The organism is Bacillus sp. RIT 809, from assembly GCF_016892495.1.
GTDB classification, from domain to species: Bacteria; Bacillota; Bacilli; order Bacillales; family Bacillaceae_G; genus Bacillus_A; species Bacillus_A cereus_U.
In genome coordinates this window covers 26,062-49,979 of record NZ_JAFEMR010000031.1, presented here as the reverse complement: position 1 = coordinate 49,979, position 23,918 = coordinate 26,062, and the positions used below count along the sequence as shown (strand labels likewise).

The window sequence follows — 23,918 nt, the reverse complement described above, 5'->3', positions numbered from 1 at the left end:
GAATCTATTATGTTTAACCAATAATAAAATGACACAATTGACAAAATATACATCAATGTTATAATGATACATTGTTATCGTGGTAATAAAATATCGTTTTTTACATTAAGGATGTGAAGTTATGAAACAAAATAATGAACAAATAAATGAAAAAAATACAAAAATTAAAGTTGAACGTGTGCAAACTGGTATTAGGATGGAAAAAAGAATGGTAAAAGTTTTGAAAGCAATGGCAGAATATCATGATATTTCGCTAGGCGTTCTTCTTGAAAGAATCGTTCTACATTCTTTTGAAAATAAACCCGTATTTAGCGATACAAGTCTTGAAAAAGTTAAAGCTATAAAAGAAGTTTACGATATGGATTATGGGCTAGAAATAAGTCGTCAGTGGAATGATTCGGATAACTAGAATGATTATTTTTACATACAGTGCCATCTAGATTGTTTGTAAGCAATCTATGAAGGGAAGAAACTAAATGAAATTATCAGGAGCGATATTAAATGAAATTCAGTACATTGACAATATTTGATAATTACCCCAATCAATTATCCCGAACTCCTAAACAATTCTATAATGAGGTATTGGAGCAAGCCGTTCGGGCTGAAGAAATGAATTTTGATGGGGTATGGTTTGCAGAACATCATTTCTCAGATTTTGGTGTTAATCCCTCTCCAGCAGTTCTGCTCGCTGCGGTATCTCAAAGGACGAATAGAATTCGTCTTGGTGTGGGTGTTTCAGTACTTCCATTACACAACCCTATACGAGTTGCTGAAGATTATGCGATGGTTGATCTTTTATCAAACGGAAGATTAGATTTTGGGTTAGGTAGTGGATATGCACAGAAGGAATTTGATGGTTATAATATTTCATTGGAGGAAAAAACTGAGCGTTTTAACGAGTCTCTAGAAGTGCTACGTAAGGCATGGTCAGGCAAGATTTTTTCTCATCAAGGGAACTTTTTTCAATACAAAGACCTTAGGCTTAATGTTCAGCCAACACAAGCTCCGTTTCCGCCTCATTGGATTGCAACCTCTAGTGAAAAAGGTGTTAATCATGTTGCTAGTATGGGAAACAATTTCATGGGGCTTGGGTTTAGTAAATCACGAGATGAATTAGCAAAGCTGATTGATACTTACAAGAATACGTATCTAAAGTCAGGATACGGTAATCCAGAAGAATTGGAAATCCCTATTGCATTTCATGTTCATGTTGGTGAAACATCTGCAGATGCTGAATCAGATGCAAAAGGCCCTTATCAACTATTTATGAATACTCCACGTGGGACTAATATTTCATATGAAGACCTTAAACATAAATTCAATCCAATAATAGGAAGTCCTGATGAAGTTATTCAACAAATTCAGTCTTACAGTGAAATAGGTGTTACGAATTTTATGGCAGTAATGAATTTTGGTGGATTAGAACATCATAAAGTACTTTCATCTTTAGACTTATTTGGTAAGTATGTAATTCCTGCATGTAAGTGAAAAATTGATTGGTCCCCAAAATAAAAAATGAATGTAATTCTCATAAATAAATATAGAGAAAAAATTTGTTTTAAGGATACTTCAAAATCTTAGATAAAGAGGCATGTTTTTTGTATTTTCTTTATTTCGGAAAATTCTCAATCTAACTATTGACTTTATGGATGGATTTTTAATACAATTATGTCTTGACTAAAAAAATTGGAACGGACAGGAGGGAATCATCAAATGAACAACATTTTTGACGCAGAGTTACAAAAAATGAAAGATACTTTAAGTACGATGGATGATCAATTAGAACAGCTTGAAAAAATTCCAGTTTATTATGGAGAAGATTTTAAAGAGCAAATTCTTGAAAGTATGAGGGAGTCTAATAGACAAAGCTTACGTATTGGTGTACATGAGCCGTACTTTGGAAGATTAGATTTTCAGGAGGATGGCAAGGCAGACGTAATGCCGATTTACATCGGTAAAGTAGGTGTTTCAGATAAAGATACGATGAAACCAATTGTAATTGATTGGCGAGCACCTGTCGCGAGTATGTTTTATTCATTTACCGGTGGTGATGAATTAGCATTTTATCATTCACCAGACGGATTAGTAGAAGGCGATGTTTATTTAAAGCGAAACATTTCCATTCGAAAAAGAGAACTAGAACGTGTTGTTGATACATATGTAAAAGGAAATGAAGATGTCTCGCATGCTGATGATTTTCTTCTATATCGATTAGGTGAGAATAAAGATAATAAATTGAAAGATATCGTTTCGACTATACAATCGGAGCAAAATGATATTATTCGTGCGGAAAGAAACTTACCATTATTAATTCAAGGGGTTGCAGGGAGCGGAAAAACAACAATCGCTTTACATCGCCTTGCTTTTTTAATTTATGAATATCGTGAACAACTTGAAGCGGAGAGAATGATCGTATTCGCTCCAAACAGTTTGTTTTTAGATTATATTTCGAGTGTACTTCCTGAGTTAGGGGTAGGAAATATTAGTCAAACAACGTTTCCAGATTGGGCATTACGTACGTTAGATGGTTCGGTGAAACTGAAGCAGACAGAAGAAAAAATGAAAGAAGCTTTTTCAATTAATCGCGATGAAAAAAAAGTTATGCTCGGTAAATTAAAAGGCACGCTGGAATTCAAGTCGTTTATTGAAGAAAGAATGATTCAATTTGAAAAAGAATTAGTACCGACAAAAGATTTTGAGGCATGGGATAAAGCAGTTATTCCAGTGGAAGACGTTAAAAAATGGATGCAGGTAGAATATAAACACTATCCATTAAAGAAAAGACGAGAACGTTTAGTCGGCAGAATGAAGCGCTGGATTGAAATTGAACTGAAAAAGTTTGGAGAAACAAACGAGAAAAAGTTACTAAAAAAAGAAGCAACAAAGAGATTGAGCACATATATGAATTTTTGGCCGAAAATGAGCCCACTTTCACTGTATAGTTCAATGTTGAAAAGTAAAGAAATACTCGAAGTATTACCTGAAGAGCTTGTTCAAGAAACAGAAAAGAGTTGTCGTAAAAAAGAAGTATATGTGGAAGACTTACCAGCTTTAATTTACATACATCATCGCATAACAGGCATTGAAATCGGACAGAAGTTCCATCACGTCGTTATTGATGAAGCCCAGGATTTTTCACCCTTCCAAGTTTATGTATTAAAAGAAATTACACTAGGTAATTCTTTCACTATATTAGGTGATTTATCTCAAGCGATTTATGATTATCAAGGAATTGAAGACTGGAATGCTTTTAAGGAAGTATTCCAAGAAACAGGCTATTATGAATTGACGAGAAGTTATCGCTCTACAAAAGAAATTATTGAATTTGCTAATGAAATAATAAAAAATGCAGAGATTCCAGTAGGGCTTGCTACACCAGTTTTCCGTAGCGGTGAAGACGTGAAAATAATTCGGGTAGAGGACCAATTTATTGAAATTGTGAAGACATTACAACATCTACAAAATGAAGATGTGAAAACAATTGCGGTAATAGGAAGAACAGATGATGAGTGCCGTGATATATATGAGAAGTTAACAAATGCTGGATTGACTGTTAACTTCATTGAAGCAGATCAAAGTAAGTATGAAGGTGGTATTTCGGTAGTACCAGTATACTTGGCGAAAGGGTTAGAATTTGATGCTGTACTTCTAATCGACGTTGATGAAGAACATTACAAAAATACAAAACATGATGCGAAATTATTGTATGTCGGATGTACGAGATCACTTCATGATTTATGGATTTTCTATAGTGGGGAAGCATCGCCTTTAATTAAGGGATTAAAATAAATAAAAAAGAGGATTTTCTAGCAGTTCATGAAAATCCTCTTTTTTATACTTGAAAGGTATGTAAATTAACACCCTGAGCTGTTGTTTAAATGATAAAATATCATATTCTCAAATTCTTTAATTTGCTCTTTTTCCCATAGACGAACAGCATCTACCGGATTTTGTGCATTCTTTAACCAATCTAGAATTAAGTCTAGTTGCTCTTGTATTTGCCACAATATTTGTTCTTTTATGTTCTCATCCTGAATTCTCTCAATTAATTGAATCATATAGGGAAGTTTTTCTTTACATTCGTTTAAATCTCCGCAATAACCTGATGGAAATTCATGCGTACAAAACTCTAAGCTATTTATATAGTAAGAAACAAGATGTATCATTGCCTCTTGTTCGGTATCGCCACCTAATTCAATGGCTTTTTGGAGAAGTTGTTCCAAATCCTCATCAGTATTTCCGGAACCCATATAAAGTCCCATCCATCTAAAAGGTCTTGAATCAGATGGATCCTTTTCTAACCATTGATATAGAATGTCTATTAGAAAACAATTTAACGGGAAAGTTAATACTTCATTTTTCTCGTTGGATGTATCTAAAATAGTAAAAAGCGTAATAGCAAACTCTTGTTGATCTTTGGATTCCCATTTCTTTGCATTTGTAATAAATATATCTAAATGCTTAAAAGCTAATTTTCGTAGTCCTACTTCGAGCTGCTGACAGTAAGAAATAAAATCATGCCAGTTCTCATTTGTATTCATATGTATAATAATGGCTTGTAGTGCAGTGTGATTTTTACTCATTAGTTATGTATCTCCATCCCGATAAAATGCTATTTTAATTGAATAACGTAAGCATATAGAAAAAATTCACTGGAGTTATATGATTTAATATGTGCGTTTAAGTATAAATCTTGGTGATGGAAGTGTTTCTTGTTCTGCTTCAAAATACGCAACTTGATTTGTAATTGAGTATAGAATAGAAGGCATTCCCATTCCAACAGCAGCCTCTAATGCGTCCAGCAAAGGGAGTATTTTCCCATCGATTTTAGTGTCCCATGATATGGCGTAGCAAGAATCATCGGCCCCATGTTTTTTTAACAGACGACCTATATCAATTGGACACGAATTAGGTTTAGGGATTTCAATCATATATTCTTCACGTAGCGTAGTTCTGTAATTATGGCAAAGGCGACCTATGGCATCTTTACGTTTCTTAGTTGAAGAAAGTTCAAACATGATCCTATTTTGAAGTCGCTTAGTAAAAAAGGAGTTTACAATTATCTCTTCTAATTTTTTATCCATTATAAGTCTCCAATCTATTAATCATGTGTTGGAAATTTTAGTATTATTATATCATTACATATATTAAAAAGGGGGAATAGCTATGATTACAAAAATAATATCAAAAAGAAATTGGGAAATCGCGAAAACAACGGGAGAAATTAATGAAGAATCACTTATAAAAGAGGGGTTTATTCATTGTTCATTATTAAACCAAGCTTTAAAAGTTGCTCAAAAACATTTTAGTCATGAAGAAGATGTTTTATTACTTACAATTGATCCATCCCTGTTAAAAGCAGAAATAAAATATGAACTTGCTTCTAACGGTCAAAAATATCCGCATGTATACGGAGTAATCAACGTAGATGCAATTGTAGATGTTGTCCCATTTCCAAAAGAAAAAGGAGAGTTTATATTACCAGAGGTACAAAGTTAAGCGTGTTATATAGGCATTTAAGTTAGCTAGAAAAGCACAAATCATATCGTTTGTGCTTTTTATTGTATATTTTTTTGAAAAATCATTGTTTTTGTCACACTAATACTGTACGATACATAGTATAAAACACATACTGTATGACATATAGTAATGGAAATGAGGTGGATGAATGGATACTTTATTAAATTCATTAATTACTGAGCTAAGGAGAGGGACATTGACATTAGCGGTTTTAAGTCAACTAAGAACGCCGCAGTATGGATATTCGCTTGTCCAATTATTGGAGCAATCAGGAATCATGATAGATCAAAGTACTTTATATCCACTACTTCGCCGATTAGAAAAGCAGGAGCTAGTGACGAGTAGTTGGGATAAAACTGAGAGTAGACCTCGTAAGTATTATGTTTTAAGTGAATATGGATTAGATATATTTTTGCAGTTGAAAAAGGAATGGATAAAGGATTCGAAAGAACTTTATAACTTATTAAAGGAGGAGGACAAGAATGAGTTTGATTGATATCTACGTCGAGGAAGTTGCGAAGAGATTACCTGAAAAAAATCGTGAAGATATTATACTTGAACTACGGTCAACAATCGAGGATATGTTACCTGATGATTATAATGAAGACGATGAAAAAAGTGTTCTTGAAAAATTAGGGAGTCCAGTCTCATTGGCTAATGGGTACTTGGATAGACCGATGCATTTAATTGGACCACGTTATTTTGATGTATATATGACTTTATTAAAAATGATTATACCGATTGCGGTTGTTATTGCGCTTATTTCAATGGTTGCAGAAAATTTTATTGGCTATAGTGGTGATCAGGCGGTATTAAATGTAATTTTAAAAATGATAGGTGAAGGCATTGGAAGGACATTGGAAGTAGGTCTCCAAGTATTTTTCTGGGTAACAATTGTTTTTGCTATTTTAGAAAGAACGGATAAGGAAAAAGATGCGCACCCATTAACAACAAGTTTTAAAAAATGGACACCAGATGATTTGAAAAGCATCTCGTATATCCCGAAGAAAAAGGCGATTTCAAAGTTTGAAGTTTTTGGAGGGCTGATGTGGACGGCAGTATGGGCAACGCTTTATTTTTATGCCAATCATCTTGTAGGCGTATATGAAGGTACTGAAAATGGACTGAATTTTGTCGCGCCAACTTTCAATCAAGATGTTTTACTTCAGTACTGGCCAATCGTTGTTATTATGATCGTTTTAGAAATAGCGATGTCACTATATAAATTTATACAAGGTCAATGGACGAACAAAATGGCAACTTGGAATGCAATCCTACAGTTAGCTGCAACGATAGCGTTCATTGTAATAGTCATAAACCCGAATTTGTTAAACGAAGATTTCGTTACGTATGTGGCGAATATATTTACCATATCCTCTACTGAATTTAAATCGTGGCTAATTGGTGGAAGTTTATTTTTCGTTATTTTATCTGCGGTACTAAATATAATTGATGGTTTTCGAAAAGCTAGAGTTCGTTCAGATAAATAAACTCAAAATTTCAATTGAAAGATCTCTTGATAGAAAGTTAAAGAGGAAAATCACTTTGAAAGGAAGGGGAAAATGATTAGAGAAGCAACTAAAAAAGATTTAACGTATATTTTAGATATTTATAATGATGCCATTCTAAATTCTACTGCTGTATATGCTTATAAATCCGTAACACTTGAAGATAGACAAAGTTGGTATGAACAAAAGATTGATGAAGGTTATCCGATATTAGTTTGTGAACAAGATGAAAAAGTGGTTGGATTTGCAACATTTGGTCCATTTAGAGCGTGGCCTGCCTATAAATATTCAATTGAACACTCCATATACGTTGATAAGGAATATAGAAAAAATGGAATTGGGAAGTCTTTAATGAAAGAACTAATAGCTATTGCGAAAGAAAGAGAATATATGACCTTAATTGCTGGAATTGACGCAGAAAATGAGAAAAGTATTGCCCTGCATCAAAACTATGGATTTGTTCATACAGGGACAATAAAAAAAGCCGGTTATAAGTTCAATCGATGGCTAGATTTAGCTTTTTATCAATTGGAGCTTAATGGTCCTAAAAATCCTACTGAAGAATAGCTGTATCTATTACTGTAAAAATAATTTTAAAAAGAAATTGTGTATATTTCAAAAGATAGTATGAAGAAATCTCATGCTATCTTTTTTGTATTCACCAATATAATTTAACAAAGGAGGGTTTTGACATTTTATATCGAATTTTCAGGAGGTGATAAAACAATATAAAAAGAGGGATGAATATGGAAACTGTCATACGAAAAATAAAAGAAATACAATCTGGTCAAGTTGGAGTATCTGTTTACTCTACAAAATATGAAAATATAGTTGCCTCCTATAATAATAATCTTTATATTCCATTAGCATCAGCAGCAAAAGTGGCAATTGGATTTGCAGTAGCGAGGATGGTAAAGGACAAACAAATTAATTGGAATGATACACTTCATCACATTAAGTTTAATCCAAATGAGGATAGTGTGCAGTTATATCCTCATTTACAAGGAAGAACTACATTAACACTTAGTAAAGCGGTTGAAGTAATGATAGCTTGCCACGACAGTTATATTGCTCACTCGGTTGTAATGCACTGCGGAGGATGGGAAACTGTCAGAGAAAATGTTTTAACGTACTTTTCAAAGATTCATATACAGGAAAACCCTAGAGATGAGCAAAATGTCGGAGAGTTAAATCAAGTTCTTTCACTTTTAGTACATATTTTTCAAGGGTATAAAGCAGAACCAGAATTATGGGAACCCATTATTAGTGGAATGGTAAGGCAACAAGGTAATTATGAAGGGATACCGTATTATCATTTAGCGCATGTGACAGGTGGTTTATCCACCGCTACAATAAATATTGGTATAATAGGGATGTTTCATGAATTTCCGTTCCTTTATGTAATTGGGGGAAGAAATTTACCTAATCGATTTGATAATAAAGAGGTTGATGAAACAATTCTAGAAGCTTTGAAGTGCTTATATAAAGAATATAAGATGACAAGTCAAACAAACGTTGTAACCGATAATTGAATAAAAACGTTATTTTAATAGCAGGGAGGGGAATAGTGCACCTAAAGGAGTATACCGTTTACAAAAGTGAATCGCTCATATGTATCGGGACTATAAAGGAATGCGCTCAGCATATGGGAGTGTATGGTGATTCCTAATATGAAAAGAGAGCCAGAAGGCTCTCTTTAATAGTTATGGGACCTACCAGCAAAACGAAAAGCTTCAAGTATATCAATACATTAGAAATTCTGTGCACATGAAGTACAAGGTCCACCAGTAAGCTGAAATACGACCACTATGAACGTTTGGAACACCTACTTCTTCAACATCCCTAACTTGATTCCAACCTGGAACTAAATCGCCTATTTATACAGGAGATAAAGGTAGATAAAAAATATGGTTAGTTAGCAAATAGAATAGTGGCAGCAGCACCACGCATTAATGCTCCACTTCCTGTTATTGTAACCCTTACTGATAATAAATCGCATTGCTCAACCAGAAAACTACCAGTACCAACTGCACAACAATTAGTAGGAGAACCCGTACCCACTACAGTTGCTATAATACCTGTATTTATTGATGTTGTAGCGCATGTATCACTTACAACAATTTCAGCAGATACAGTAGCTCCTGCAACTAAATTCTCATCTCGAATACTAAAAACTATACCAGTAATTGTTGCTGTTTGTGGTATAACCACATTATTTCTTACGAAACCTGCTTGTGCAGTACCTAAACCAAAAAATTGATTATTAGCAATTGGCTGATCAGTAGCTAAATAAATTACCATCTGAGCTGCTCCAGTAGCTCCAGTAGCTCCAGTTGCCCCAGTAGCTCCGGTTGGTCCAGTCGGTCCAGTTGCCCCAGTCGGTCCTGACGGTCCTCCTGGTGGTCCGGTTGGCCCCGTTGGCCCAGTAGCTCCTGCTCCAGTTGAACCAGTTGCTCCAGTTGAACCAGTTGCTCCGGTTGGTCCGGTTGGTCCAGTAGGCCCAGTAGGCCCAATTTGAGGTGGAGGTATAGGGGGACCGAAACATTCGCATGGAATATGAAATTTCTTATTAAATTTACTCATTTTCACACCATCCTTATCATTTACCAACTTACACTCTACAACTTATGAATTAGTTAATACACAAGTATAAGGAAAAAGCCCTTAAAAATAAAAATAAGCATATGCCCTTATGTCACAGATATAAACCTATTCCATTAATTGCTAGTTTTATCGTCATAAGTTATGCAAGAACAGGGCATGTATCAATGCCGGGATTAATTGGTTTTTCATGTTTTGTTACATATGGTAGATTTGTATTGATTAGTCTATTGAAATGATGCAATAAAAATATGTAAATATTATAAGAATTGAAAGGATGAAATATATGAAACGTATAGAGAACGGTACACGCACTGAAGGAGAATACATTAAAAATAAATTAATTCAATATAACATGTCTGCGCTGTCAGATGAAGTAAAACAGCCAATGGAACAAGTAAGTTTCGTAGTGAAAGATGAGGAAGGTAAAATCTTTGGTGGGGTAACAGGAATGATGTATTTTTATCATCTACACATCGATTTTTTATGGGTTGATGAATCAGTTCGCCATGATGGTTATGGTAGTCAATTGTTACATACAATAGAAGAAATTGCGAAGGAAAAAGGATGTAGACTCATTTTACTAGATTCATTTAGTTTCCAAGCACCAGAATTTTATAAAAAGCACGGATACCGAGAATATGGTGTTGTTGAAAATCATCCTAAAGGGCATAGTCAACACTTTTTAGAAAAGAGATTATAATAATATTATGTATACTAGTTGATGGGAGAAAAAAATGTACACGTATAAATTACAACATGAACAACCAATCTGTGTAGAAAAAATAAAGAAACTTTACGATTCTGTTGGCTGGTGGCCAGAAAGAAAAGTAATTGATATTGAAAAAATGTTAAAGAATAGTATAGCAATTGGAGTATGGGAAGAAAACGAATTAATTGGATTTGCTAGAGTTGTTACTGACGGTGTTTTTCGGGCGTATATTGAAGATGTTGTCGTACATGAAAGTGTAAGAAATAAAGGTATTGGTGAGAAGATGCTAACAATGTTACTGAAAGAGATATCTCATATTGATATTGTTAGTCTATTTTGCGGAGAGAAACTAATAAAGTTTTATGGTGAACAGCAGTTTCAAGCGACGAAGCAAATTGTGATGCATCGTAATCAAATAGTGAAAGAATAATAGGTGCCAATTAGAATGAATGCAACAAGAGCATATTGTTTATCGAAAAGAAAAGCGACAGCAGATTCTCCAGATGGCTGGAGTGCAACATGTATGAGGATCAATAATAAAATATTTGCGATAGTGAATCATGAAGAAGGTGAAAAAGCTGCGATTACATTAAAATGTGATCCAGAACTTGCCTTGCGAATAAGAGAAGATTATCCGGAAACAATTATTCCTGGATATCATATGAATAAAAAACATTGGAATACAGTTTATATACATAAGGGTGTAGAACAAGAACAAATTAATAAAATGATTGATTGGTCGTATGATTTAGTACTACAATCATTTTCAAAGAAAAAGCAGCAAGAGTTATTGGATTAAATACAAAGTGAAGTCGACCATAAATAGCTAGTAAAATGATTATATTTTACTAGCTATTTGCAGTTTTAGATTATATATTAGGAGATTTTGAAATGAATACGAAACGAAACAGATTACTATATGCACTGTTTACTATAGTTGTTGTTATTTTAGGTCTTAGTTCCAGAAAGTTTGCTTTTGTATTGCCAGATCTATTAAATGACTACTTAGGTGATGCATTATGGGCATTAATGATTTTCACTGGATTTGGATTTTTGTTTCCTAAAATAGAAACGAGGAAATTAGCTTTTATTAGTTTGATATTTTGCTACGGGATTGAAATTAGCCAATTGTACCATGAGACTTGGATAGATAGCATTCGCGCAACGACTTTAGGTGGACTCGTATTAGGGTACGGATTTTTATGGAGTGATTTAGTGGCTTACACAATTGGTGTGGGAGTAGGAATGCTTGGTGAGTTTATGCTACGGAAGAAATAAGTGAATTTTAAAAGGGGTATTTGTATATGGAGGATATATTAGAAATTGCAAAGTTTTGGTTTCAATATAAAGATGTTGCAGCTACTGAAATTCAACCAAACGTAACGAAAATTCATTGTAATAATAAAGTGTATATTTTAAAGGGAAAGGGATCGATGAAGCAGCTTCTAAATGAATTAAATGTATTAGAACAGTTTGATGAGAAAGTTATTAAAGTACAAAAATTAGTAAAAACGAGAAATGATGAAAGGTACGTATTTTATAAAGAGAAGTATTATTGTTTGTACGAATATGTTACTGGAAGTGTGCTAGAAATAAAAGATACAGAAAAGCTGATAAAGCTAGGGAGCACTATTGGAGATGAAATAGCGAATCTACATCAAGCACTAGATTCAGTGAACAGTACAAGCGGGTTAATAAAAAGAGATTTGTATAAAGTAGTATACAGATGGGTTTTACCAATTTTAGAAAAGAATGAGCATGTTCATCGGAATGTAATTCAAAAAATGGGTCAAATACATACAGCTTTCAAGGAAACGGTTCACTCATTACCAAAACAAATTATTCATCGCGATATGCACTTATCGAATGTAATCTTTAAAGGGAATGAATTTCAAGGGTTTATAGATTTTGAACTTTTAGAAAGTAATGTAAGGGTATTCGATTTATGCTATTGTTGTACGAGCATTTTGAGTGAGTTATATATTGATGAAATATTAAGAGGGAAATGGCTACGTATAGTTGGAAAGATCTTTGAAGGATATAATAAGCAAAATCCTTTAACAAGAGAGGAAATACAGTCTATATGGTATGTTATGCTTTCTATACAAATTATTTTTATTACTTATTTTGTTCAGTTAAAAGATTTACTAAAGTTAAATGAAGAGATGTTTTTATGGATTTTTGCTAATAAAGAAGCTATTGAAGAATCTATAGAAAGAGTCATACTAATATGAAAAAAATAATATTGATTGGTTCTGGTGGTTCAGGAAAATCTACATTAGCAAAGCAGTTAGGAAATAAACTAAAAATACAGGTGTATCATCTTGATGCATTATTTTGGAAACCGAATTGGGTAGGTGTTCCAAGGGAGGAACAAAGAACAGTTCAAAATGACTTAATTAAAGAAGAAAAGTGGATTATTGATGGGAATTATGGCGGGACAATGGACATAAGAATTAACGCAGCGGATACAATTATCTTTCTTGATATTCATAGAACAATATGTGTTTATCGTGCTTTTAAAAGAATTGTGCAATATCGGAATAAAACAAGACCGGATATGGGTGCTGGATGTGAAGAAAGGTTTGACTTGCAATTTTTCAAATGGATATGGGAATATCCTAAGACGAAAAGACCTGCAATTGTAAAAAGACTCGATCAATTAAATAAGGATAAAAGAGTTATTATTTTAAAAACACCAAGTGAGGTTCAACGATTCTTAAAGGAAGTACGGTAAGTATAAATTGGTGCATTAAAAGAATTAAATTATGTTCCATTTTGAATTGGAGGGATAATATTGAATGAAATCATTCGCTCGACTGATTCTTATATGGTAAAAGTTCCAACAGGAGAGGTAGTATTAAGAGATGATCGAATAAAAAAAGAATGGAAAGTTCAAGTTAAACCATTTCTTCTTGCAAAATATGCTGTAACGATGGAATTATATGATGCTATTACGAATAATACACCAAATATATTCAAATATAATAATAGACCAGTTGTAAGTATCTCATGGAATGATGCGATTGTGTTTTGTAATTTACTTTCAAAAAAAGCGGGATTAAAAGAGTATTATTCTATTAGTGATAGCGGTCAAATTGTTAGTTGTAATTTAGGTTCCAATGGCTACCGATTACCTTCTGAAGCAGAGTGGCAATATGCGTGTAAGGCAGGAACTACTGGATACATATATGGAGAGCTTAAAGAGATTGCTTGGTATAATGAAAATTCAGATGGACATATTCATGAGGTCGGGGGAAAAGAACCGAATGCATGGGGATTATATGATATGTTAGGGAACGTTTGGGAATGGTGTTACGATTTGTATGATGAAAAGGTGTATGGATCGTACCGAATTTTCCGGGGTGGTAGCTGGGCTGAAGGAGCGAGAGGGTGCGGTGCTACTTGTCGCCGCCGTAGCCATCCTACATTTCATATAGATGATCTTGGTTTTAGGCTTGCTAGGTCCATTTAGAAGGAGAATAAAAGATAGGAGTACGGAAAGTGTCTGTACTCCTAATGACAACATAGAAATCATTTAACCTAAGGAGTGTTTACATTGGCACGTGTTTTATTCATTAACGCTGGATCAGAAGGACATATAAATCCAACAGTACAAGTTGTAGAAGAACTAATTTCCCGCGGTGAAGAGGTAGTTTATTTTTCAATAGAAGCTTTCAGAGAGCGTATTGAAAAAACAGGGGCTACTGTACGAACAATTGACGACCAAAAGTTTATAAAAGCTTTTCTTTCCGGTGGTCGAAATTATTTACCAGAAAGAATAAATGGTCTTTTACATACAGCAGATGTTATTATACCGAGTGTTCTTGAACAAATTGAAGGAGAACATTTTGATTACATCATTCACGATTCTATGTTTGGCTGTGGACATCTAATTGCTCAAATTCTTAAGCTGCCAGCAATTAATTCATGTACATCTTTTGCGCAGGATGAAAAATCATTCACAATAATGTTAGAACATCTTTCAAAAAATATCCGAGATGAATCTATTGAAAAAATTAAAAATGATTATCAAAACTTAACAATAGGAATTAAAGAAAAATATGGTGTTGAAATTAAATCACCTTATGAAGTTTTCTGTAATCCTGCACCACTTACAATTGTTTATACAACGAGGGAGTTCCAACCTTTTGGAGAAACTTTTGATGAATCATATAAATTTGTAGGACCATCTATTTCTACACAATTAAGAAAAGAAAACTTCGATTTTACTACAATCGAAGGGAAAAGTCTCATTTATATTTCACTAGGTACGGTTTTTAACGAGTCCATTACTTTCTATAAACTTTGTTTTAAAGCGTTTGAGAATACCAATTATACTATTGTTATGTCTATCGGTGAAAAGACTAAAATAAGTGATTTAGGTGAGATTCCTAAAAACTTCATTGTGAAAAATTATGTTCCACAAATTGAGGTACTTACATATACAAAATTATTTATTACACACGGTGGAATGAATAGTACACATGAAGGACTTTATAATGGGGTGCCACTAATTGTAATTCCGCAAAGTGCGGATCAGCCAGTAATCGCAAAGCAAGTGGAGAATCTTGGGGCAGGAATTAAGTTACATATGAAAGAATTAACTGAGGATCAACTACGTGAAAGTGTAGATCTATTATTAAATAACTCTTCATTCAAAGAAACTGCTTTGAATATGAAGGAGTCTTTCCGAAAATCAGGTGGGTATAAAAAAGCTGTTGATGAAATTATTAAATTTACAAGTCGGTATTAAAAATATACATGTGAAAAGTGTCTATATGAAGCGAGGAATGGATTATATGGAAAGAATGAAAATACTAAATGTGAATTTTGATGATATGAGAGCCACACCCTTTTTCTAAGTGGAGGCGAAAAATAGAATTAGATTTGACACTGAATTATTTGAGGGTAATTTGAGAAAATTAAGAGGGATTTTGACTGAACTTTTTAAAAGTCCTGATGCAATTGATATTTCATTTACTTCCGGTTATATAACATATGGTAGAAGTAAGAGAATAAATGAGAAAACAAAAATTGGAAGATTCATGAAGATTAAAAATTGGACAGAAACGCAAGTAGACGATGATGATCTTAAAAGTACAATAATATTTACTACGATTAAAGGTGTACATAAAGATGAAGTATATAAGTATTGCAAGTATATCGTAAATGGTGGTCAGCAAGCGTATATTTCTTTTTATAACGATACTTATTTGTTATATATAAATTCAGATGTAATTGATATTATTTTAGCAGATGCAAGTTTAATAGAAAAATTTAAACTTCAATACAGAGAAGAATATGATAAGTTTTATGAAATAGAAGAATTAGAATAGGATACAGAAAAGGTGTAATATAAACCAATAATGCAGATTTATATTACACCTTTTTCTTATGATAACACTTTCGTCATAAGAATATGCGCAATTCCATCTTCCATAAATACATCAGAAGAAGTTTGATAGCCTAATTTTTCATAAAATCCTTCAGCTTGTGTTTGACCGTGTAGTTTCACTTTATTTGCTTCTTTGTTACGAGCAATCTCTTCTAGTGCCTGGATTATTACTTTTCCTAATCCGTATTTGCGATAGTCTTTTAAAATACAAATTCGTTCTAGTTTACCCATTCCGTCAATGAATCGTATACGGCCAGTTCCTACAGGAAGTTCATTATAATAAACTAATATATGTTTGCATGTCTCGTCAATTTGGTCATATGTATCGAATTCATCCTCAAGAGGGACACCTTGCTCTTTTACGAATACTTCTTTTCGAATGTAAAAGGCAGTTTCTAAATCAGTAAGTTCTGTTATGAGTTTGGATTGCAAATTGTTCAGCCCTTTCTAGTGTGATATGAATGTGTTTTCATAGTATATCATACTGTAATGTTATACTATGAAAAATAAAAAACTGACTTGCAAAAGTCAGCCTTTAAAATGGTTAATATTCTTTTATCCCGTTTTTTGTTCCGATGATCGCTTTGTTCGTCATATTGATAAATAATCCTGTTTCAACTACACCGGTAATCATCTTTAACTCTGTATGTGTGTCATTTGGATTCAGTATTTTGTTTGGAAAAATACAATCAATAATTAAATTGTCGTTATCAGTTATAAATGGTCCGCCATCTTTCATACGTAAACGTGTTTCACATCCTAAAGATTGAACTCTCTTTTCAGTTTGCTTCCAAGAGAAGGGGATGATTTCAATAGGAAGTGGAAAGGCACCTAAGTGTGAAACGAGTTTGGATTCATCTGCAATAATAATAAGTTCTTTAGAGGAGGTGGCAACAATTTTTTCGCGAAGTAATGCACCACCGCCACCTTTTATTAATTGTAAATCATTATTGATTTCATCTGCTCCATCGATTGTGAGATCGAGTATATCGGCTTCATTTAAAGAGATTAACGGAATAGATAGTTGCTTTGCTAATACTTCAGTTTCTTTTGATGTCGGTACAGCTTGAATAGATAACCCTTCTTTTACATGTTGACCTAACTTTTGTATTGTCCAATATACAGTTGAACCCGTACCAAGTCCAACCTTCATACCATCTTTTACAAAGCCAGCAGCATATTCACCGGCTAGCTGTTTTAAATTCATCATTTTACTCCGCCGGACGTGGTCCAGCATCTAAACCGGAATTTTCAACTGTAAGTATAGGGCGAACAGTAATATCTTTATGTACACGCATTTGGCACGATAATCGTAAGTGGTCTTCAATTCCTTTTTCCGTAATAGCTTGTTTTTCATCATTTGTAGCCTCACAAAAATCACCTGCAATGACTTCAACTCGGCAAGTTGTACATCTTGCTTTGCCACCGCAACGATGAAGAATGTGTACACCGTTATCTTCAAGTGCTAATACTAATTTCGTTCCTTCCGCAACATCAAAAGTTCCGGTACCTTCAACTGTTAATTTTGGCAAATTGATTCCTCCTCATGTAAAATGCTATATAACATATTTATGACCCGTATTCATGAACATAAACATAAAATTTATTATAAGCCCCGTAACTTTTTTATTTGTTCAATCGTTTAATAAGTAAGCGCTGAAAAGGAGTGGTTATTTTGTGCACAAAAGTAACTCAGGTTTTAAAGGATCATATCGATATGAATCATTCAAATATAAATTTATTGATTGAACATTATGCAGAGGTAAAAAGGTACTGTACGTTTTTGACGAAGAATAAATGGGATGGGGAAGACCTTGCCCAAGAAGCAATTTGCAAAGTTCTTCAAAAGTATAGTGAGAAGAAAATTTGTATAACGCTTCTGTATAAAATTGCTCGAAATCAGTGGTTAGATCAAATGAAATCAAAATCCGTTCAAGAAAAGTTAGAACAGCAAAATACATTTGAAGAACCACATGAAAAAATTGCAGATTTGCATGAAATGGTAGGGAAAGTATTATCTTCGTTAAATGTGCAACAATCCGTAATTTTATTATTAAAGGATGTTTTTCAATATAGTATCGCGGATATTGCTAAAGTATGTTCGGTATCAGAAGGTGCAGTGAAAGCATCGTTATTTAGGAGTAGAAATAGGCTGAAAACGGTAAGTGAAGAAGGGATTGAAATAGTGGAGTACACGGATGATGTTGAAATCGTTGTAACTTCTATTCGTGAAGAAAGACCTGAATTGTTGACGAAACTTCTCCCAACAATAGATTTCACTAAGTTACCATCAATACAACCGGTGTTATTCTTCAGTATGAAAAAACCTTCTTCTTACAGTTGTATGCTTAGTGCGGCATAAAATAGATGGAGGGATTTAATATGAATGCAATTCCTTACGTAGTAGAACAAACGAAATTAGGAGAACGCTCCTATGATATATATTCAAGATTATTAAAGGACCGAATTATTATGATTGGTTCAGAAATTAACGATCAAGTTGCAAGCAGTGTAGTAGCACAATTATTATTTTTAGAAGCGGAAGACGCAGAAAAAGATATATTCCTCTATATCAATAGTCCGGGCGGTTCAACGACAGCGGGATTTGCAATATTAGATACGATGAACCTTATTAAACCAGATGTGCAAACACTTTGTATGGGCTTTGCGGCATCATTTGGTGCGCTTTTACTATTAGCTGGCGCAAAGGGAAAAAGATTTGCGCTCCCTAACAGTGAAATCATGATTCATCAACCGCTCGGCGGTGTAAAAGGGCAAGCGACGGAGATTGAGATTACAGCAAAAAGAATATTAAAGTTAAAACATGATATTAACAAAATCATATCTGATCGAACAGGGCAACCAGTAGAAAAGGTAGCTCATGATACAGAAAGAGATTATTTTATGACTGCAGAAGAAGCGAAGGAATATGGGATTGTAGATGATGTTGTTACGAAAAAATAACATAAAGTAGGCTAGAGATTATATTTTATTCTCTAGCCTACTTTTTTAATCTTTTATCCATTCATCGACTAACGATTGATTCTTTTTTATCCATTTTCGAGCAGCTTCTTCTGGATCTTTCGTTTTATTTAACATGACCATTAACGTACCAAGCTGTTCATCATTCATTTTCCATTGATCAAAGTATTTCACAATATCCGGATGATCTTTTTCAAAACCTTTGCGAACTGAGTAATAAATGTCATCTTTTTCACCATATACTTTCTTAGGGTCTTTTAAATATTTTAAGTCAAATTCTGAAAAGCCCCAATGCGGATTCCAAAGCGTAACAGCGATTGGTTTCTTTTTCGTATATGCCTTCTTTAGTTCGCTCATCATCGCAGCTTCTGAAGATTGGACAAGTTTTAGTTTTATATCATATTCTTTCATTGCTTTATTCGTTAAATTCATAAGGCTACTGCCAGGTTCAATCCCGACGATTTTATTATCTAGCTCATCTTTATGAGCGTTTAAATCTTCGATGCTGTTTATGTTTTTCACATAAGAAGGGACGACTAAACCAAGTCCAGTACCTTCATACCATTTTGATTTTAAGACAATGTCATCTTTATAACGATCATTTAATGGTTGATCAGTAACTGGAAGCCATACTTCTAAATTTGCATCGACATCACCACGTGCGACTCCAGTCCAAATCGCAGCTTTTTCTAAATACATGAGCTCAACTTTGTAGCCTTTTTCTTCTAATAAAACTTTCCACATGTTTGCGGTTGCGATATTTTCTTTCCAACTTGTTACACCTATTTTAATTTTCCCTTTCGAATTTGCATTTGTTGCATTACATGAAGTGAAAATCATAGTAATAAATAATGCAAGGCATATAAGCCATATTTTCTTTTTCATCGAAACCCTCCTAAGAAACGTTTGCCTTTTTAAATAAATGTATAAGTAAGCATTCTTATTATGAACGGAAACGAGAATTTTAAAGAAAGCTTATGAATGTCATTTTTATGTAATATTTCTTTGCAAAATCGCAACACTATGTAAATAGATGGGCAGAAAAGGAGTAGTGACATGGATAATACAAAGGTACGTGTTGAAAATGTAACAAAAGTATTTGGGAAACATCCGCAACGAGCGCTTACCTTATTAAAAGAAGGAAAAAGCAAATCCGAAATTTTAAAGGAGACAGGAATGAACGTTGGTGTGAAAAAGGCAACGTTTGAAGTATACACTGGAGAAATTTTCGTTATTATGGGTTTATCTGGTAGTGGGAAATCTACATTGGTTCGAATGCTAAATCAATTAATTAAACCGACAGCGGGGCATATATACATAGATGGTGAAGATATCGCAACGATGGGAAAAGAAGAGTTGCGAAGAGTAAGAAGAACGAAGATGAGCATGGTGTTTCAAAAGTTCGCTTTATTTCCGCACCGTACAGTGATACAAAACGTTGCGTACGGATTAGAAATTCAAGGAGTTCCAGTAGAGGAAAGAGAAAATAAGGCGTTAGAATCGCTACAGTTAGTAGGGCTAGATCATCATAAAGATAATTACCCAAGTCAACTTAGTGGTGGTATGCAGCAGCGTGTTGGAATCGCAAGGGCACTAACGAATAATCCAGATGTATTACTAATGGACGAGTCATTTAGTGCATTAGACCCGCTTATTCGAAAAGAAATGCAAGATGAATTGTTAGAGCTACAAGACAAAATGGAGAAAACAATTATTTTTATTACACATGATTTAGATGAAGCTCTTCGAATTGGTGATCGTATTGCATTAATGAAAGATGGAGAAATCGTTCAAATTGGAACGCCGGAAGAAATTATGATGAGTCCTGCCAATGAATTTGTAGAGAAATTCGTGGCGGACGTGAATTTAGGAAAAGTAATTACGGCGGAATCTATATTAAAACGACCGGAGACTTTATTAATTGATCGTGGACCACGTGTAGCACTTCAAATTATGAGGAATGCAGGTGTTTCTACCGTATATGTTGTAAACAAAAAGTATGAGTTTTTAGGTATATTAACTGCGGATGATGCAAGTAAAGCAGTACAAAAACAGTGGCCGATTGCTGATTTATTACTTAATGATATTCCGCACGTTTATTTAGATACTTTACTTGAAGAGACGTATGCAAAAATGGCGGAGATGAAATATCCGTTACCCGTAATTGATGAGAAGAAAAGGTTAAGAGGAATTATTAAACGTGAAAGTGTCATTCAAGCTCTTGCAGGTAACATTGAGGAAGAGGTGAAAGACGATGAATAGTATACCGCGTATTCCATTAGGGGAATGGGTCGACTCATTTGTTGCAAGTTTATATGAGCACTTTGAAGGACTGTTCCGAGGATTCTCCTATATTATCGGCGGATTCGTTGATTTACTCACTAATTTTTTAACAATAATACCAGCCATATTGATGATTATTATCCTATGTTTCCTCATTTGGTACACAACGAGAAAATTATCTTTAGTCATTTTTACACTCATTGGATTATTATTTATTTTAAATATTAACTACTGGGCACAAACGATGCAAACATTAGCACTCGTACTTACATCTGTTATTATTTCAATTATTGTCGGAATTCCAATTGGCATTTTAGCATCTCAAAATGAACGTTTCTCAAAATTTTTAAAACCGACATTAGATTTTATGCAAACAATGCCAGCATTTGTCTATCTCATTCCCGCGATAACATTTTTTGGGGTAGGCGTCGTACCAGGCATTATCGCCTCCGTTATTTTTGCTATGCCACCGACAATCAGATTTACAGACTTAGGAATTAGACAAGTTCCAGAAGATTTAATTGAAGCTGCGAATGCGTTTGGCTCTACCACATCACAAAAATTATTTAAAGTACAATTACCACTCGCAACCGGAACGATCATGGCTGGAGTGAATCAAAGTATTATGCTTTCGTTATCGATGGTTGTAACAGCTTCACTTGTAGGAGCGCCAGGTCTCGGCGTTGATGTATATCGCTCTGTAACACAAGTAAATATCGGAATGGGATTTGAAGCGGGACTAGCTATCGTCGTGATTGCGATTATATTAGACCGAATTACGCAAGGGTTTCATACAAAAAGAAAATAATTCAAAAAACACACTTTATACAACAAAGTGTGTTTTTTTGAATTCGAATTACATCCGAACAATAACAGAACCTCCAGCTGGTGCACAAACTTGGTTTTGCTGTTGTTCCATTGATTTTATTAAATGATTATTTTCTTCGATTAAAGAGATCAATTTAGCTAATTGGCTTTCAAGGCTTGCGATGCGCTGCATCATGTATTGCGAATCATAATGCAGTGTATTCCTTGGGGTATGGGGTGAGTAAACATATTGTTGATTTAAATTTGGATTCCAATGAGGATGCATTTGAATCGTTCCTCCTTAAATGAATTACGAATCTTTCTTATAGTAAATGCCTATGTATATTTAATGGTTACTCGAAAATTTTTTCATAATAAGAGGAGTATGTATGGAAAATGGAAAAGTAATATATTTAAAGTACATTTTTGTAAATATTCAAGTGGAATAGCGAATATATTAGGATATTACCACGTTTATGTAAATAGATATTATATAGGGAGAAATGATGGGAGGAGATGCAATTTTGTCTGAAAATAAAAAAAGAAATGATGCTATGACAATTGGTGTCGCTATAGGTGTTGTAATTGGTGTAATTCCTGGTGTATTTACTGATAATATAGCAATCGGAATAGCGATTGGGATTGCAGTTGGAATGGGGATTACGCTTTTGAAGAAACAATGAGTTGTAAATTATTTTAATGTGAAAATTATCGCTTTAAGAGATTGAATTTTCGGAATATAAAACCTATTTTTCCTTTTTTTATGATATTATATATGAAAAGGATGGTGATGGATATGCCAATAAACAATCAAGCAGAACAAAACTGCTTTATTTGCGAAAAACATAAAGGAAACATTATAGTTCCAGGTGGTGCTATTTATGAAGATTCTCTCATATACGTTGGACATGTCCATTGGGATAAAGAAGAAATATATCTTGGTTATGTAATGATTGATATAAAAAGACATGTACCTGGTCTCGCTGAACTAACAGATGAAGAAGCGAAAGCGTTCGGACTTATAACTAGTAGAGTAAGTAAAGCACTTAAAGAAAGCGAAGGTGCAGAACATATTTACAGTTTCGTTTCAGGTAATGGTGTGCCACATTTGCATATGCACATTATTCCGCGTTATCCGAATACACCAAAAGAGTTTTGGTCACCAACTGAAGTAGCGAAATGGACTGGGGCACCATATGGTGACTCAGAGAAAATCAAAAAACTATGCGAAAGAATACGAAAGTATATGGTAAATGAGTATGCATACAACAAATAATACACAATATTCATGGGTTGGAAGTAGGGAAATGTGTTTAGACGAAGTTTCAGTAAAGCAATATGGTGATATCGTACTTGGTAAATACGGCGGGAATATAAGTGCCGGAGCAAAAAAGAATGAAGACGGTGCATTAGTTTTGTCGAATGGTGATTGGGAATTCGCCGTTATATTAGACGGACATAATAGTGCAGAAAGTGTAGATTTAGTAGTAAATACAATTCAAAAAGAATATGAAAATATAAAAGTGATTATGAAAGAATCACTTGAAACCGTATTTCGATCTGTTGAAAATTATATACTTGCGATTTTTCAATCCCGCTCATTTAAAGAAAAGTGCGAAAAAGTAAAAGGTGAAACTGCTTGCTTAATATGCGTAAGAAAAGAAAATTACATATGGTGGCTTTCCATAGGTGATTGCTTGGTTTATGTATTTCATGAAGAATTACATAAATTAGGACAATATGCATTGAATCAACGCCACTTTTACGAATGGATTGGAAATGTAAACACATTTGATTTACTCGTTCCTTGCTATTCTTCAGGAATTCGTGAATTACGTACTGGAAAGAATCGAATTGTAATGGTGACAGATGGGGTATTAGAATGCGGGGAACGCTGTTATGAAACACCATTAAATCTTTATAATGATATGAATGGAAATAATATTGGGCTAAAAGAAAATATTCATAATGTGTTAGAACACGTTCATCATCAATTAGGACGAGATAGTGCTACCATTATTAGTTGGGATTATGAAAATGATGCATATGCTACGTATCCGAGTGATCAGCCGGAGAAAATTAAAGTAAAAAAATAAAAAGGAAGGAT

The 23,918-nt window shown here is 33.9% G+C and carries 31 protein-coding genes and 1 pseudogene; 24 read left to right on the top strand and 8 right to left on the bottom strand.

The features are described from left to right. Window positions 1-121: 121 nt before the first annotated feature. The 3 genes from JTF23_RS24505 to JTF23_RS24495 all read left to right on the top strand — a co-directional run bounded on the left by JTF23_RS24505 (window position 122) and on the right by JTF23_RS24495 (window position 3,789). Window positions 122-409: a hypothetical protein gene (locus JTF23_RS24505; RefSeq protein ID WP_199659546.1), complete on the top strand. Its 288-nt coding sequence runs from the start codon at window positions 122-124 to the stop codon at window positions 407-409. Window positions 410-501: 92 nt separating this feature from the next. Continuing rightward, window positions 502-1,488, top strand: a complete 987-nt coding sequence (locus JTF23_RS24500; RefSeq protein ID WP_088078704.1) for an LLM class flavin-dependent oxidoreductase — start codon at window positions 502-504, stop codon at window positions 1,486-1,488. A 225-nt stretch (window positions 1,489-1,713) separates the two neighbouring features. After that, window positions 1,714-3,789: a HelD family protein gene (locus tag JTF23_RS24495; RefSeq protein ID WP_204209988.1), complete on the top strand. Its 2,076-nt coding sequence runs from the start codon at window positions 1,714-1,716 to the stop codon at window positions 3,787-3,789. Between the two features lie 65 nt (window positions 3,790-3,854). On the opposite strand, the gene JTF23_RS24490 is transcribed toward JTF23_RS24495, so the two are convergent. After that, on the bottom strand, window positions 3,855-4,583 hold the full coding sequence (locus JTF23_RS24490; protein ID WP_078174692.1) for a hypothetical protein: 729 nt from the start codon (window positions 4,581-4,583) through the stop codon (window positions 3,855-3,857). Between the two features lie 84 nt (window positions 4,584-4,667). Beyond that, window positions 4,668-5,084: a hypothetical protein gene (locus tag JTF23_RS24485; protein ID WP_078174693.1), complete on the bottom strand. Its 417-nt coding sequence runs from the start codon at window positions 5,082-5,084 to the stop codon at window positions 4,668-4,670. An 82-nt stretch (window positions 5,085-5,166) separates the two neighbouring features. Between JTF23_RS24485 and JTF23_RS24480 the strand changes: the two genes are divergently transcribed. The 5 genes from JTF23_RS24480 (at window position 5,167) to JTF23_RS24460 (ending at window position 8,560) form a co-directional block, all read left to right on the top strand. Further along, on the top strand, window positions 5,167-5,499 hold the full coding sequence (locus JTF23_RS24480; RefSeq protein WP_078174694.1) for a DUF952 domain-containing protein: 333 nt from the start codon (window positions 5,167-5,169) through the stop codon (window positions 5,497-5,499). Between the two features lie 169 nt (window positions 5,500-5,668). Beyond that, a complete protein-coding gene (locus tag JTF23_RS24475) occupies window positions 5,669-6,016 on the top strand; it encodes a PadR family transcriptional regulator (protein WP_002110296.1) in 348 nt (115 codons plus the stop codon). Further along, a complete protein-coding gene (locus JTF23_RS24470) occupies window positions 6,003-7,010 on the top strand; it encodes an HAAS signaling domain-containing protein (RefSeq protein WP_204209987.1) in 1,008 nt (335 codons plus the stop codon). Before JTF23_RS24475 ends, JTF23_RS24470 begins: the two co-directional genes overlap by 14 nt. A 72-nt stretch (window positions 7,011-7,082) precedes the next feature. Next, window positions 7,083-7,595, top strand: a complete 513-nt coding sequence (locus tag JTF23_RS24465) for a GNAT family N-acetyltransferase (protein WP_078174696.1) — start codon at window positions 7,083-7,085, stop codon at window positions 7,593-7,595. Between the two features lie 179 nt (window positions 7,596-7,774). Further along, window positions 7,775-8,560 (top strand): serine hydrolase, encoded by a 786-nt coding sequence (locus JTF23_RS24460; protein ID WP_078174697.1) that lies wholly within the window; start codon window positions 7,775-7,777, stop codon window positions 8,558-8,560. 379 nt (window positions 8,561-8,939) lie between these two features. Here JTF23_RS24460 and JTF23_RS24455 read toward each other — a convergent pair whose 3' ends face one another. Beyond that, window positions 8,940-9,611 (bottom strand): hypothetical protein, encoded by a 672-nt coding sequence (locus tag JTF23_RS24455; RefSeq protein ID WP_204209986.1) that lies wholly within the window; start codon window positions 9,609-9,611, stop codon window positions 8,940-8,942. A 304-nt stretch (window positions 9,612-9,915) separates the two neighbouring features. Between JTF23_RS24455 and JTF23_RS24450 the strand changes: the two genes are divergently transcribed. From JTF23_RS24450 to JTF23_RS24410, 9 genes and pseudogenes are all read left to right on the top strand, one after another. Further along, the gene (locus JTF23_RS24450) at window positions 9,916-10,332 is read left to right on the top strand and encodes a GNAT family N-acetyltransferase (protein WP_002110291.1); all 417 of its coding nucleotides are present in this window, start codon (window positions 9,916-9,918) and stop codon (window positions 10,330-10,332) included. A 34-nt stretch (window positions 10,333-10,366) separates the two neighbouring features. After that, entirely contained in the window at window positions 10,367-10,771 is a 405-nt protein-coding gene (locus JTF23_RS24445; protein ID WP_016105075.1) for a GNAT family N-acetyltransferase, read from the top strand. 15 nt (window positions 10,772-10,786) lie between these two features. Then, window positions 10,787-11,140 (top strand): MmcQ/YjbR family DNA-binding protein, encoded by a 354-nt coding sequence (locus JTF23_RS24440; RefSeq protein WP_002161512.1) that lies wholly within the window; start codon window positions 10,787-10,789, stop codon window positions 11,138-11,140. Window positions 11,141-11,232: 92 nt separating this feature from the next. Then, window positions 11,233-11,619, top strand: coding sequence for a ribosomal maturation YjgA family protein (locus tag JTF23_RS24435; RefSeq protein WP_078174699.1), 387 nt, complete (start codon window positions 11,233-11,235; stop codon window positions 11,617-11,619). Between the two features lie 26 nt (window positions 11,620-11,645). After that, complete coding sequence (locus tag JTF23_RS24430; RefSeq protein WP_204209985.1) at window positions 11,646-12,575, top strand: phosphotransferase enzyme family protein; 930 nt, start codon at window positions 11,646-11,648, stop codon at window positions 12,573-12,575. Further along, window positions 12,572-13,078 (top strand): DNA topology modulation protein, encoded by a 507-nt coding sequence (locus JTF23_RS24425; RefSeq protein WP_199709126.1) that lies wholly within the window; start codon window positions 12,572-12,574, stop codon window positions 13,076-13,078. Before JTF23_RS24430 ends, JTF23_RS24425 begins: the two co-directional genes overlap by 4 nt. Window positions 13,079-13,138: 60 nt before the next feature. Continuing rightward, window positions 13,139-13,816 (top strand): formylglycine-generating enzyme family protein, encoded by a 678-nt coding sequence (locus JTF23_RS24420; RefSeq protein WP_078174702.1) that lies wholly within the window; start codon window positions 13,139-13,141, stop codon window positions 13,814-13,816. Between the two features lie 84 nt (window positions 13,817-13,900). Next, on the top strand, window positions 13,901-15,097 hold the full coding sequence (locus tag JTF23_RS24415; protein WP_078174703.1) for a macrolide family glycosyltransferase: 1,197 nt from the start codon (window positions 13,901-13,903) through the stop codon (window positions 15,095-15,097). A gap of 46 nt (window positions 15,098-15,143) precedes the next feature. Then, a pseudogene (locus tag JTF23_RS24410) lies at window positions 15,144-15,680 on the top strand (phosphatase). Window positions 15,681-15,736: 56 nt separating this feature from the next. Here JTF23_RS24410 and JTF23_RS24405 read toward each other — a convergent pair. From JTF23_RS24405 to JTF23_RS24395, 3 genes are all read right to left on the bottom strand, one after another. Further along, window positions 15,737-16,171 (bottom strand): GNAT family N-acetyltransferase, encoded by a 435-nt coding sequence (locus JTF23_RS24405; RefSeq protein WP_078174704.1) that lies wholly within the window; start codon window positions 16,169-16,171, stop codon window positions 15,737-15,739. A 112-nt stretch (window positions 16,172-16,283) separates the two neighbouring features. Continuing rightward, complete coding sequence (gene rpiA / locus JTF23_RS24400; RefSeq protein ID WP_002161518.1) at window positions 16,284-16,946, bottom strand: ribose 5-phosphate isomerase A; 663 nt, start codon at window positions 16,944-16,946, stop codon at window positions 16,284-16,286. A 4-nt stretch (window positions 16,947-16,950) separates the two neighbouring features. Beyond that, window positions 16,951-17,271 carry a 2Fe-2S iron-sulfur cluster-binding protein gene (locus JTF23_RS24395; protein ID WP_204209984.1) on the bottom strand — a complete coding sequence of 107 codons (321 nt, stop codon included), beginning with the start codon at window positions 17,269-17,271 and terminating at the stop codon, window positions 16,951-16,953. Between the two features lie 143 nt (window positions 17,272-17,414). Between JTF23_RS24395 and JTF23_RS24390 the strand changes: the two genes are divergently transcribed. Both JTF23_RS24390 and clpP read left to right on the top strand, forming a co-directional pair. Further along, window positions 17,415-18,101 carry an RNA polymerase subunit sigma-70 gene (locus tag JTF23_RS24390; protein ID WP_002161519.1) on the top strand — a complete coding sequence of 229 codons (687 nt, stop codon included), beginning with the start codon at window positions 17,415-17,417 and terminating at the stop codon, window positions 18,099-18,101. Window positions 18,102-18,121: 20 nt separating this feature from the next. Then, complete coding sequence (gene clpP / locus JTF23_RS24385) at window positions 18,122-18,703, top strand: ATP-dependent Clp endopeptidase proteolytic subunit ClpP (protein ID WP_002161520.1); 582 nt, start codon at window positions 18,122-18,124, stop codon at window positions 18,701-18,703. Between the two features lie 45 nt (window positions 18,704-18,748). Here clpP and JTF23_RS24380 read toward each other — a convergent pair whose 3' ends face one another. Further along, complete coding sequence (locus JTF23_RS24380) at window positions 18,749-19,606, bottom strand: glycine betaine ABC transporter substrate-binding protein (RefSeq protein WP_002110276.1); 858 nt, start codon at window positions 19,604-19,606, stop codon at window positions 18,749-18,751. Between the two features lie 171 nt (window positions 19,607-19,777). Here JTF23_RS24380 and JTF23_RS24375 point away from each other — a divergent pair, with 171 nt between their 5' ends. Continuing rightward, window positions 19,778-20,983 (top strand): quaternary amine ABC transporter ATP-binding protein, encoded by a 1,206-nt coding sequence (locus JTF23_RS24375; protein WP_000370622.1) that lies wholly within the window; start codon window positions 19,778-19,780, stop codon window positions 20,981-20,983. Then, on the top strand, window positions 20,976-21,812 hold the full coding sequence (locus tag JTF23_RS24370) for an ABC transporter permease (protein WP_204209983.1): 837 nt from the start codon (window positions 20,976-20,978) through the stop codon (window positions 21,810-21,812). The genes JTF23_RS24375 and JTF23_RS24370 overlap by 8 nt, the downstream gene beginning before the upstream one ends. A 48-nt stretch (window positions 21,813-21,860) precedes the next feature. Here the strand turns inward: JTF23_RS24370 and JTF23_RS24365 are convergent, their stop codons facing one another. After that, on the bottom strand, window positions 21,861-22,097 hold the full coding sequence (locus tag JTF23_RS24365) for a hypothetical protein (RefSeq protein ID WP_016105064.1): 237 nt from the start codon (window positions 22,095-22,097) through the stop codon (window positions 21,861-21,863). 220 nt (window positions 22,098-22,317) lie between these two features. Between JTF23_RS24365 and JTF23_RS24360 the strand changes: the two genes are divergently transcribed. The 3 genes from JTF23_RS24360 to JTF23_RS24350 all read left to right on the top strand — a co-directional run bounded on the left by JTF23_RS24360 (window position 22,318) and on the right by JTF23_RS24350 (window position 23,907). After that, entirely contained in the window at window positions 22,318-22,494 is a 177-nt protein-coding gene (locus JTF23_RS24360; protein WP_078174706.1) for a glycine zipper domain-containing protein, read from the top strand. Between the two features lie 92 nt (window positions 22,495-22,586). Beyond that, window positions 22,587-23,087, top strand: coding sequence for an HIT family protein (locus JTF23_RS24355; protein ID WP_078174707.1), 501 nt, complete (start codon window positions 22,587-22,589; stop codon window positions 23,085-23,087). Continuing rightward, entirely contained in the window at window positions 23,071-23,907 is an 837-nt protein-coding gene (locus JTF23_RS24350; RefSeq protein ID WP_176108027.1) for a PP2C family serine/threonine-protein phosphatase, read from the top strand. Before JTF23_RS24355 ends, JTF23_RS24350 begins: the two co-directional genes overlap by 17 nt. Window positions 23,908-23,918: the final 11 nt, after the last annotated feature.